Raw genomic sequence first — 11,438 nt, forward strand, 5'->3', positions numbered from 1 at the left:
TAACTTCAGAGGGAAAAAAGAAAATGAAAAAACTGATTATTGCGATGATGGCGAGCGCGATGTCGCTCGCGGCAACCCAAGCGATGGCTGCCGACAAGGTGACGCTGCAGCTCAAGTGGGTGACGCAGTCGCAGTTCGCCGGTTATTACGTCGCCAAGGATAAGGGCTACTACGAGGAAGAAGGCCTCGACGTCACCATCAAGCCGGGCGGCCCTGACATTGCGCCGGAACAGGTGATCGCCGGCGGCGGCGCTGACGTCATCGTCGACTGGATGGGCGGCGCGCTTGTTGCTCGTGAGAAGGGCGTTCCGCTCGTCAACATCGCCCAGCCCTACCAGAAATCAGGCATGGAAATGGTCTGCCGCAAGGACGGCCCGATCAAGACCGAAGCCGATTTCAAGGGCCATACGCTCGGCGTCTGGTTCTTCGGCAACGAATATCCGTTCTTCGCCTGGATGAACAAGCTTGGCCTGAAGACCGAAGGCGGTGCCGATGGCGTGACCGTGTTGAAGCAGAGCTTCGACGTGCAGCCGCTGCTGCAGAAGCAGGCCGACTGCATCTCCGTCATGACCTATAACGAATACTGGCAGGCGATCGATGCCGGCTTCAAGCCCGAAGACCTGATCGTCTTCAACTATACCGCCATGGGCAACGACCTTCTCGAAGACGGCCTCTATGCCATGGAAGACAAGCTCAAGGACCCGGCCTTCAAGGAAAAGATGGTCAAGTTCGTCAAGGCTTCGATGAAGGGCTGGAAGTACGCAACCGAGAACCCGGATGAAGCTGCCGGAATCGTCGTTGACGCCGGCGGCCAGGACGAAAACCACCAGAAGCGTATGATGGGCGAAGTTGCCAAGTTGATCGGCGATGGCACCGGCAAGCTCGACACGACCCTCTATGATCGCACGGCCAAGGCACTCCTTGACCAAAAGATCATCAACAAGGAACCGACCGGAGCGTGGACGCACGACGTAACGGACGCTGCTTCCAAGTAATTCGGTAACGACAAGACACGAAACGCGCGGACCCTCCGCGCGTTTTTTCATTTTTTTGCTGTTTTTATCGAAGAAATTTCGCGATCGATGTCGCATCGAGCGGTGCTCGCACGTCATAACAACGACGCAGAATCAACTAACGGAATGCTTGCATAACCGCACAGTGATTGATCTGCATCACATTGGTAATTATTGTGTTCGAACGAGGAATTATTTTCTGCCGGACTTGCGCGATGGGCAAATAGCTACCACGTACAAGCCGAGTTTGCCGGATGAGGGACTTCTTAAGTAAGAGTCGGCAAATGAACGAAAATACTTCTGAGAATACCAATACGGGAACCGGTCATGGGCGCGCTGATGACAACGCGCAAGCTAGGCCGAGCAAAAACTGGATGACGACGCATGGCACGTACGCCTGTTAAGATACTTCGCGCCTCAACTCTGCTGATCGCGGCGGTTGTAGCTTCAACGACATTTGCGCAGGAACAGCCGGTCGCAAAGCCGCAACAAAACCTGCCGGCCATCGTCGTGACGAAAGCCTCCACCCGCACGCTCGTCGATCGTGTTGTTGCGACCGGTACGGTTAAGCCAGTCGAGGAAGTCTATATCCAGCCGCAGGTCGAAGGCTTGTCGATCCGTGCGCTCAACGCGGATATCGGCGACAGGGTCCAGGCCGATAGCACGCTGGCGACCCTGAACGACGACGCAATCATCCTGCAGAAGAGCCAGATGCAGGCCACGAAGGCCAAGAACGAGGCGAGCCTTGCCCAGCTTCGCGCACAACTGATTGAAGCAGAGGCAAATGCGGAGCAGGCACGACAGCAGCAGGTCCGCGCCCAGGAAATGGGCAAGAAGGGCACTGTCTCGACAGCAACGGTCGAACAGGCGGATGCTGCTGCAGCTTCCGCCAACGCCCGTGTCGACTCGGCAAAGCAGGCAATCCAGGTAGCCGTCGCGGAGATCAAGGTCACGGAGAGCCAGATCGCGGACGCTGATCTGAAGCTCGCACGCACCGACGTCAAGACGCCGGTCGCCGGTACTGTCGCAGCCAAGAACGCCAGGATCGGAGCAATTGCGCTCGCCACCGGCGATCCGCTTTTCACGGTCATTCGCGATGACGAGATCGAGCTTGTGGCGGAAGTGGGTGAGAGCGAGATTGTGAAGGTTCAACCCGGCCAGAAGGCCACCATCTTGCTCTCTGGTAGTCGCGAAAAGATTAGCGGCTCCGTGCGTCTGGTCTCGCCGACAGTCGATCCGCTCACGCGCCTCGGTTTGGTCCACATTTTGATCGACGATTCCAGCAAGGCGCGTTCGGGCATGTACGGCAGCGCCGACATCGTCGTGCGCACAACGGAAAACGTAGCGCTCCCCGTCTCGGCCGTGCTGTCGGGCAATGAAGGATCCTCGGCCCGTAAGGTCGAGAATAACGTCGTCAAGTTTGCCAAGGTCGAAACCGGCATTCAGGACGGAGCCTATGTCGAGATCGTCAATGGATTGAAAGCTGGCGATGAGGTCGTAGCCAAAGCGGGCGCCTATGTCCGTGACGGCGACCGCATCACGCCGGTTCGTGAACAGCCACCGGTTTCCAACTGAGAGACGGCCGATGAACTTTTCAGCCTGGTCTATCCGAAATCCCGTCGCCTCGCTTCTGGCGTTCGCACTTCTGCTTTTCGTCGGCATCCAGTCCTTCAATAGGCTGCCGATCACGCGGTTTCCGAACATTGACGTTCCGCTCGTCTCCATCGTCGTAACGCAGAGCGGCGCTTCGCCGGCCGAGCTCGAGATGCAGGTGACGAAGGAGATCGAGGATGCCGTCGCCAGTATCAACGGCATCGATGAAATCCAATCGACGGTGACGGACGGCCAGTCGCAGACGGTCGTCATGTTCCGCATGGAAGTGCCGACCGAGCAGGCCGTTCAGGACACCAAGGACGCGATCGACCGCATCCGCAGCGACCTGCCTGCCAACGTCGAAGAACCGATCGTCTCGAAGATCGACGTCGAGGGTCAGGCGATCCAGACCTTTGCCGTCTCCTCCCCCGACATGACGCTCGAAGAGCTCTCCTGGTTCGTCGATGATACGGTCAAGCGCGCCTTGCAGGGGCAGGCCGGCATCGGCCGTGTCGACCGTTACGGCGGTGCAGACCGCGAAGTGCGTATCGAGCTCAATCCCGACAAGCTGAACGCCCACGGCATTACCGCGGCAAGCGTGAACCAACAACTGCGCGGCACCAACGTCGACCTCGGCTCCGGCCGTGGCCAGGTGGCAGGCAGCGAACAGGCGATCCGTGTGCTCGGCGACGCCCGCAACGTCGCCGAACTTGCCAACACCACGATCGCATTGCCGAACGGCCGCTTCGTCAAGGTTTCCGATCTCGGCGTCATCAAGGACACCTATCAGGAGCCGAAATCCTTCTCGCGCTTCGATGATACCCCTGTCGTGACCTTCGGCGTCTTCCGCTCGAAGGGCGCCAGTGAGGTCAGCGTCGCCGAAACCGTGGCAAAGAGCCTCGACAAGGTGCGTGCGGAAAACCCGAACGTCGGCATCGAGCTGATCAGCGACTCCGTTTATTTCACCTATGGCAACTATGAAGCGGCCATCGATACGCTGATCGAGGGCGCGCTGCTTGCGATCATCGTTGTCTTCCTCTTCCTCCGGAACTGGCGTGCAACGCTTATCTCGGCCATCGCGCTGCCGTTGTCGGCGATCCCGACTTTCTGGATCATGGACCTGATGGGTTTCTCGCTGAACCTTGTCAGCTTCCTCGCCCTGACGCTCGCGACCGGTATTCTCGTCGATGACGCGATCGTCGAGATCGAGAACATCGCCCGACATATCAAGATGGGCAAGACGCCCTACCGCGCGGCGATCGAGGCGGCAGACGAAATCGGCCTCGCGGTTATCGCGACGACCTTCACGATCATCGCTGTGTTCGTGCCGGTGTCGTTCATGCCTGGCATCCCCGGTCAGTACTTCATTCAGTTCGGCCTGACAGTTGCCTTCTCGGTCTTCTTCTCGCTCATGGTGGCGCGCCTCATCACGCCGATGATGGCCGCATATCTGATGCGCGCGGAAGACGGCATCGAAGACCATCACGACAACGACGGCCTCTTCTTCCGCGGATATACGCGCCTCGTGCGCGCTACGACCCGCCGGTGGTGGACCCGCTATGCGACACTGATTGCGGCGATCGCCTTCCTTGTCGGCTCCGTGATGTTGCTTGCGCAGGTGCCCGGCAGCTTCCTGCCGCCGGAGGACGCATCGCGCATCGTCCTGTCCGTCGAGCTACCGCCGAATGCGACGCTCGACGACACGGAAGCGACCACGAACGCGATCTACAAGGACGTGAAGGATATCGACGGCGTCGAAAGCGTCTTCGTGCTTGGTGGCGCGTCTCCGAAGGGCGACCTCGAACTGCGCCGTGCGACGGTAACGCTCACGCTCCACAAGCTTGACCAGAGGCTTTTAAAGAAGCTGGACGACATGCTCGTTAAGGTCCCGGTCATTGGATCCTATCTGCCCAAGGTGGAACCAAAGGGACGCGTTCGTCCGCAGTGGGATATAGAAAAGGAGGTCTTTGCCAAACTCCATGATATCCCAGACGTTCGCATCCTGAAGCTCAACGATCGCGGCGAACGTGACCTGTCGTTCAACTTCCTCTCCAAGAACGAGAAGGATCTGAACGATGCTGTCGGTATCCTGGAAGCCAAACTGCGAGCCGATCCGCTGCTGGCGAACGTCAGCGCCGAAGGCGCCCTGCCCCGTCCGGAACTCCAGATCCGTCCGCGCAAGGATCAGGCGGCTCGCCTCGGCATCACGCCGCAGCAGATCTCCGAAACCATCCGCGTTGCCACCATCGGCGATATTGATGCGGCGCTCGCCAAGATCAACCTGGACGATCGCCAGATCCCGATCCGCGTGCAGGCCTCGCTCGACATGCGTCGCGATCTTGCCGCCTTGCGGGCAATGAAGATCCAGACGGCAAGCGGCAGCACCGTACCGCTCTCCACTGTCGCCGATATCGACTATTCGGAAGGCGTCAGCTCGATCAAGCGCAACAACCGCTACCGCGTCGTATCGATCGGCTCGGACCTGCCGCAGGGCGTGGCACTCGACACTGCCTCGGCACGGTTCCGCCAGATCGTCAAGGAAGCCAACATTCCGCCGACGGTACAGCTTGCCGAAAGTGGCGACACGAAGGTGCAGACCGAAATGCAGCAGAGCTTCGTCAACGCCATGTTGATGGGCCTGATGCTGGTGCTGACGGTGCTGATCCTCCTCTTCAAGGACGTGATCCAGCCCTTCACCATCCTGTTCTCGCTGCCGCTTGCGATCGGCGGCGTGGCAGTCGGGCTGCTGGTCACCCAGAATCCGCTCTCGATGCCCGTGATGATCGGCATCCTGATGCTGATGGGCATCGTGACGAAGAACGCGATCCTGCTCGTCGACTTCGCCATCGAGATGCGTCATCGCGGCATGGAGCGTGTCGAAGCCATGGTCGAAGCAGGTCGCAAGCGCGCCCGGCCGATCATCATGACGTCTATCGCCATGTCAGCAGGTATGCTGCCATCAGCGCTCGGCGTCGGCGAAGGCGGTTCGTTCCGTGCGCCGATGGCGATTGCGGTGATCGGCGGCATTATCGTGTCGACCGTGCTTTCGCTGGTCGTCGTGCCTTCGTTCTTCCTGATCATGGACGATCTGTCCCGCTTGCTTGCCTGGATGTTCGGTCGTCTCGTGGGCAAGAAGGACAAGGAAGATCTGGCCATGTCCCGCGAAGAACTCACACAAGCGCTGGGTGCGCTCGAGGGCCGGGTAACGGCAATCGAGACCCCGGAAAGCAAGCGCGGCAAATCTGGCAATGTCGTACGCCTGCCGCCGTTCGCGGCAGAGTAGCCGCTCGAGCCAAGAGCCGGGGCAACACCCCGGCTTTTTTATTAGCTGACATTTGATCAAGCTCAAGTTCTGAACCGCATCTCCCGGTTATCCTTCCAAATATCAGGTAGGGAACGGCACCCGCCGCGCCACAGGGAGAAACAGATGTCCGGAGCTTTTAAACTGAGCAGCGCGCAGCAGGCGATGCTTGGCGGTGCGTTGATCACCTCCAATCTTGACCGACACGAGCGAGACGCTCTGCTGTCCTGCGCGGTGGCGGTGCGCTACGGTCCACAGGATGTTCTCTTCCGTGAACACGAGAAGGCGCACTACTTCTATTGCGTGCTAAGTGGCTACGTCAGGCTCTATCGCGGCTCTGAGGAACGCGAAGCGGATGTCAGCATCTGCGAGCCGGGCGACAGCTTCGGTGAATGCCTGGTGCTTGCCGGCGACGCATACAATTATAGCGCACAGGCGATGGAGCACGTCATCCTCGCCCGCTTTGATCTCGCTGAGGTCAAGGCGTTGCTCGCTCAACACCCGCGGATTGGCAGCGCGATCGCGCGCAGCCTCTCGCGGCATTTGCTGTCGACCATGGAGTGTCTGGCGCGCGATCGCATGCAGACCAGCCAGCAGCGCGTCGCCCACTATCTGCTGACGCATTGTACGAGTGAGGGTGCGCGGGCTTCCCTGCGCCTGCCGTTCCAAAAGCGCCTGCTGGCACGAAAGCTCGGCCTTGCGCCGGAAGCGCTGTCACGTGCCTTCTCCGCCTTGCGCACATCAGGCGTACGCGTCAGCGGCCGCGCCATCGCGATCGAGGATGTCAACGCGCTGAGGCAGGTTTGACTACAGGCCGCCATGTTCCTTCAGGAAGCTGACGATGGAGCTAACGCCGTCGCCACGCTTCATGTCGGAGAATACGAAGGGGCGTGCCTGGCGCATCCGCGTCGCGTCGCGGTCCATGACCTCGAGGTCCGCGCCGACATAGGGAGCCAGATCCTTCTTGTTGATGACGAGAAGGTCCGATTTGGTAATGCCTGGGCCCCCCTTGCGCGGGATTTCTTCGCCCTGGCAAACCGAGATGACGTAGATCGTGATATCAGCCAGATCAGGGGAGAAGGTGGCGGCCAGATTGTCACCGCCCGACTCGATGAAAACTACATCGAGATCGGGAATCCGCTCATTCAGGCCCGCGATGGCCTGCAGATTGATCGTCGCGTCCTCACGGATCGCCGTGTGCGGGCAACCGCCGGTCTCCACGCCAACGATCCGATCCGATGGCAAAGCTTGCATGCGCATGAGCGCCTCGGCATCCTCGGTCGTGTAGATGTCGTTCGTGACGACAGCCACCGAATAGTCGTCGCGCATGGCCTTGCAGAGCTTCTCGGTCAGCGCCGTCTTGCCGGAGCCGACCGGCCCACCGATGCCCACGCGCAAGGGTCCGTTTCCTGATTTCATATTCTGAACTCCAATAACGGCCGATGATAGCGTGCCGCCTGAAGGGCGACCACCGGCAAATGACGCAGGTCGCGACGGCTGGCCGCGCGTCTGCGGACAAGTCACGATCGAAAGAGCCTGGTCGACTGCGTTTCATGGCGCAGCGACATGATGTCGGCCTGGATGGTCGCCGATCCGAGATCGTCGAGTGTTGAAGCTGCCGCCCGTTTCACAACCGAGGTTATGTCGCCTTCAAGCCGCGACAGAATGGCAACGCCATCCTTCTGCCCGGCCACGCCGAGACGGATACCTGCGGAAACTGCCTGCGAGAGATAGGCATGCAGGAATGCCGCAATCGCCTTCTCCAACGCCACCCCATGGGCACCCGCCACGGCACCGATCGCCACCGGGTAGGCCACATGTCGCGGCAATCGATCGAAAACCTCGTCTGGCCACGCACCGGCGGCGGACAGGAACGCATCGCCGAGCAGCATCGTCTCCTGATGACGCTCGCGCGAGCCGGCAAGCGCTTCGGCGAGCTCCGCCAGTTCGCCGAGCCGCTCCGACTGTCGGTGACAGCGGTGGCTCTCGGCAAGGAGAACCACGTCGTTCCATACAGGCCCACGCTCCATCAGGTTCGACGCCCACGCAGTAAGCGAATGAGCATCGGGGACCAGCCGATCATGAACGGCGCGCTCCAGACCGCCTGAATAGGCGAAGGACCCGACGGGGAAAGCTGGCGACAGCCAGGTCATCATCCTCAACAACGCCTGCAGGTCGGCATCATCAGTCATATCGGATCAGTCGTGCGAGTGATGATGATGCGCTTGGTCATGACCGTGCGCATGGCCATGTGAATGATACGCACCGCGTGCCGGCTGGAACGGCTCTGCAACTTCGCGGATCGTCGCACCGAGCCCTTCGAGCATGGAGCGGATCACATGATCACGAAGGATAAGGATGCGGTCTTCCTCGATCTGGGCGCCGAGATGCCGATTGCCGAGATGCCACGCGAGCTCGATCAGGTGCACGCGATCCCTGCCCCTCACCTCGAAGAGCTTCTCGTCTGCGGCTACAATTTCGATGAGCTCGCCATCCTCGAGAACCAACATATCACCACTGGCAAAAAGCACCGGCTCCTTGAGGTCGAGCATGACCATCTCGCCGTTGTCGAGGTGAAGCAGCTTTCGCCGCAAATGCCTCAGGTCGTGCGGCAAAACCACTTTTCCGATGGGGTTCGAGGAAGGCGTGCCCGCAGGCAGGTAGGAAGTAACGCGTTGCATGACGTGTCCAATTCGCTTGAGACTGCGACCATGCAAAATAGCCTGATGCGATGCAAGAAGGAACCTGCCGGAAAGGCATATGCAGCAGATGTTTGCGCCCGGAATTCCTATGCAGTTCCTACAAAGGCACAGAGAAGTTTTGAAAGCGCGTCCTGGTCGCGATAGGGAAAAGTGTTTCGCACAAGCTCAGGTCCGAGTGCGGGCTGAAGGCTCAAGGCCTCAGTCTGGTACTGCCGACGTCGAACTTCGTCACCGTGCAGGGCATAGGCCGCAGCAAGCAAGATAAGCGTTCGCCACGACCTCCATGGAATGTTCTCAAAATCCTCAATTGCAGAACCAAAGCGGCCCTGGTGGAGTCGGATAATTCCCCTGATCACCCAGAACCACACCGGGGGATATTTTGCCAACCTGAAGCATTCACCGATTTCGGCGTCCGCTTGTTCCAGGTCGCCGAGGTAGTGGAGCATTTCCGCGTGATCGGCGCGAATCTGCAGATCGCTGGGCGCAAGGTCGCGCGCCTTGCCATAATGCGATCTGGCCCCGTCGTAGTCGCGTGAAAGCAGATGGACCAGCGCTGCCGCATAGTGGGAAAGGGCGTCATTGTTGTCGATACGCAAGGCGATCCGTACGATCTCGTCGGCGCGGCGCAGGTGCTCGAAGTCGCCTGTTTGGGCAAAACTGTAAGTCGGGCAATGGCATAGCTGGCCTGGGCATAAATCATCCCCGGATCCAGTTCCGTTGCCCTCAAGAAGAAAACCTCTGCCTCGGGAAGCATATGCTTGCTATCAAGCATCCTGCCATAGAGGAAGTTTTCGTCGGCCGACCAGGACGACTGTGGTTTCTTGGCGATCATCTCGGATGCTGCAAGCAGCACCTTGTCCTGAACCAGCGAGCCTATCTCCGCCGCCACCAGTTCAACGACATCGAAATGGTAACTTTCCGGAAGATCGAAAGCTCGCGACCACATCACAGGCGTGACGTTCGTATGCAGGAATTTGGCGTTTACCCGGAACGGGCCTGCGCCATGAATACCAATCTTGACCGTGTAGTCATACGGGCGAGTGGCATGTCCATCCAGTGCGGCGGAAGCGGATCCAACACGCGAGACATCGAGCCAACGCTGCTCGGTAAGAAGGTCTTCAAGGGAGGATACAACCAGTTCCGCCAAGTCCAGCTGCTGCGGGGCCGTTGACGGCGCGGCGGTGATTCTAACTGCGGTCTTTGCGATTGCTCCGTCAGCAGGGCGCGGTCGCTCCTCTTCCACGAAACCGTTGTAACGTGGCTGCCAGTGCCAAACGCGCACGGGTCGATCGATATTCTTTAGAACCCTTTCGCCGCCATCCACAAAATCCGTCCCAGTCCTCTTGGCGATCTGGTGATAGACGCCATCGGTGATGCTTATGCCGCCGGGGAATGCGCTTGCTTCAATGCGAGAGGCAACGTTCACTCCGTCGCCGAATAAGTCGGTACCATCGACCAAAACATCGGCCAGATTGATTCCAATGCGAAGAATTAGGCGCGACCCTTCCGGCTGGCGCATAAGTTCGCCCTGGATTGCAATCGCGCACTCCACTGCACCGTTCACGGAATCAAATACGGCCAAGGTGCCGTCGCCCATGAGTTTGAAAACCCTGCCGCCTTCGCGCTCGACATTCGGCCTTATCAGCTCTTCCTGCATCGCTTTGACTGAAGCTAGCGTCGCCTCCTCGTCAGCCTCCATGAGACGAGAATAGCCGACTACGTCGGTGGCCATGATTGCTGCCAGCCGTCGCTTGAGGGGCGTCCTTGCCATAAGCTCTCCAAGTAACCAGCGATCGCATGAGTGACAATGACAAGCGTAACACAGAACTACGCGGCGAAGCATGATTTCCGCCGTCGCGTGGGATCAACGAGGCCGCGTGGCGCTTATCCGCCGGCTCCAACTTGTCGTTGCAGGCATTCGCTGTGTAATTCCGCGAATTCGTCAGGCCAGCCGCGCCTCATCGCAATCCATGTTCATTGCGTGCGCGGCCACGGCCTCCTCCGGCAAACGTCTGCGCCAACCAGGATGCAGCCCGTCATTCTCATGCACCACGCGATTTCGACCGAGCGCCTTTGCCAGGTAGAGCGCCTTGTCGGCCGCCGAATAAACAGCCTCGTTGCTCCGTGCGGGCTCGAACTCCGCAATACCGGCCGACACAGTCAGTGCGACCACGCAATCGTCGGCAACGACCGGATGCCCGGCCAGGCGGGCGCAGACCGACTGCACTCTCTCGATCCGCTGCTCTTGTGAGCCACCGACAACGATCGCGCCGAACTCTTCACCGCCCAGCCTCGCCGCGACGGAGTGCCCGCCGAAGGCAGCCGCGAGGATGGCGGAGACCGCCACGATGACGGAATCGCCGCAGGCATGGCCGAAGCGATCGTTTATGGCCTTGAACCGGTCGACGTCGAAGATCGCGAGACAGGCATTTCCATCGACCTGCTCCAATGCCTCTGTAAAGGCACGTCGGTTGAGAAGACCTGAAAGCACATCGGTGCGGCTCAACTGCTCGAACTCCGCGCGCGAGACGCTGAGCTGGTGCATCGCGTGACCGGCTATCAGCGACAGCACGCTTGAGACCGCCCCGCCAATAAGCCACGACAGTAACACGCCGTAGACAACACCATGAGCGAGCGGAACAGGCATCAGTCCCGCCCAGTCGAGCGGCGGCAATAGCAGGACAATGACGATCGACGAGAGCGTCACCGCAAGGAAGCTCATCTTGAGAGCAAACACATAAATTGCGCGGCGATCACGAAAATCGCCAAGCTCCGCCTGGAGTGAAATTCTCATGCGAATCGACCTTCTTGCCCGCCGCTAGGCACATT

The 11,438-nt window shown here is 59.7% G+C and carries 9 protein-coding genes; 4 read left to right on the plus strand and 5 right to left on the minus strand.

Annotated features, from left to right (window positions below; translation table 11 throughout):
• Positions 1-23 precede the first annotated feature (23 nt).
• From AF71_RS24220 to AF71_RS24235, 4 genes are all read left to right on the plus strand, one after another.
• On the plus strand, positions 24-995 hold the full coding sequence (locus tag AF71_RS24220) for an ABC transporter substrate-binding protein (protein ID WP_169683554.1): 972 nt from the start codon (positions 24-26) through the stop codon (positions 993-995).
• Between the two features lie 402 nt (positions 996-1,397).
• Positions 1,398-2,588, plus strand: coding sequence for an efflux RND transporter periplasmic adaptor subunit (locus AF71_RS24225; protein ID WP_018116918.1), 1,191 nt, complete (start codon positions 1,398-1,400; stop codon positions 2,586-2,588).
• A 10-nt stretch (positions 2,589-2,598) separates the two neighbouring features.
• Complete coding sequence (locus tag AF71_RS24230; RefSeq protein WP_018116917.1) at positions 2,599-5,889, plus strand: efflux RND transporter permease subunit; 3,291 nt, start codon at positions 2,599-2,601, stop codon at positions 5,887-5,889.
• A gap of 144 nt (positions 5,890-6,033) precedes the next feature.
• On the plus strand, positions 6,034-6,714 hold the full coding sequence (locus AF71_RS24235) for a Crp/Fnr family transcriptional regulator (RefSeq protein WP_018116916.1): 681 nt from the start codon (positions 6,034-6,036) through the stop codon (positions 6,712-6,714).
• Here AF71_RS24235 and ureG read toward each other — a convergent pair whose 3' ends face one another.
• The 5 genes from ureG to AF71_RS24260 form a co-directional block, all read right to left on the minus strand.
• Positions 6,715-7,326 carry an urease accessory protein UreG gene (gene ureG / locus AF71_RS24240; protein WP_025660122.1) on the minus strand — a complete coding sequence of 204 codons (612 nt, stop codon included), beginning with the start codon at positions 7,324-7,326 and terminating at the stop codon, positions 6,715-6,717.
• A 101-nt stretch (positions 7,327-7,427) separates the two neighbouring features.
• On the minus strand, positions 7,428-8,099 hold the full coding sequence (locus AF71_RS24245; protein WP_018858240.1) for an urease accessory protein UreF: 672 nt from the start codon (positions 8,097-8,099) through the stop codon (positions 7,428-7,430).
• Between the two features lie 6 nt (positions 8,100-8,105).
• Positions 8,106-8,588, minus strand: coding sequence for an urease accessory protein UreE (ureE, locus tag AF71_RS24250; RefSeq protein WP_018858239.1), 483 nt, complete (start codon positions 8,586-8,588; stop codon positions 8,106-8,108).
• Between the two features lie 373 nt (positions 8,589-8,961).
• On the minus strand, positions 8,962-10,341 hold the full coding sequence (locus AF71_RS24255; RefSeq protein ID WP_246733788.1) for an adenylate/guanylate cyclase domain-containing protein: 1,380 nt from the start codon (positions 10,339-10,341) through the stop codon (positions 8,962-8,964).
• Between the two features lie 210 nt (positions 10,342-10,551).
• Entirely contained in the window at positions 10,552-11,403 is an 852-nt protein-coding gene (locus AF71_RS24260) for a GGDEF domain-containing protein (RefSeq protein WP_037216195.1), read from the minus strand.
• Between the last annotated feature and the right edge of the window lie 35 nt (positions 11,404-11,438).

It is taken from the genome of Rhizobium sp. 57MFTsu3.2, assembly GCF_012932765.1.
In the GTDB taxonomy this organism is placed as follows: domain Bacteria; phylum Pseudomonadota; class Alphaproteobacteria; order Rhizobiales; family Rhizobiaceae; genus Rhizobium; species Rhizobium altiplani.

Bases quoted from the DNA above. Each gene is read 5' to 3' on its own strand.
- AF71_RS24220 (WP_169683554.1), top strand. From the start codon at position 24: ATGAAAAAACTGATTATTGCGATGATGGCGAGCGCGATGTCGCTCGCG.
- AF71_RS24225 (WP_018116918.1), top strand. From the start codon at position 1,398: ATGGCACGTACGCCTGTTAAGATACTTCGCGCCTCAACTCTGCTGATC.
- AF71_RS24230 (WP_018116917.1), top strand. From the start codon at position 2,599: ATGAACTTTTCAGCCTGGTCTATCCGAAATCCCGTCGCCTCGCTTCTG.
- AF71_RS24235 (WP_018116916.1), top strand. From the start codon at position 6,034: ATGTCCGGAGCTTTTAAACTGAGCAGCGCGCAGCAGGCGATGCTTGGC.
- ureG (WP_025660122.1), bottom strand. From the start codon at position 7,326: ATGAAATCAGGAAACGGACCCTTGCGCGTGGGCATCGGTGGGCCGGTC.
- AF71_RS24245 (WP_018858240.1), bottom strand. From the start codon at position 8,099: ATGACTGATGATGCCGACCTGCAGGCGTTGTTGAGGATGATGACCTGG.
- ureE (WP_018858239.1), bottom strand. From the start codon at position 8,588: ATGCAACGCGTTACTTCCTACCTGCCTGCGGGCACGCCTTCCTCGAAC.
- AF71_RS24255 (WP_246733788.1), bottom strand. From the start codon at position 10,341: ATGGCCACCGACGTAGTCGGCTATTCTCGTCTCATGGAGGCTGACGAG.
- AF71_RS24260 (WP_037216195.1), bottom strand. From the start codon at position 11,403: ATGAGAATTTCACTCCAGGCGGAGCTTGGCGATTTTCGTGATCGCCGC.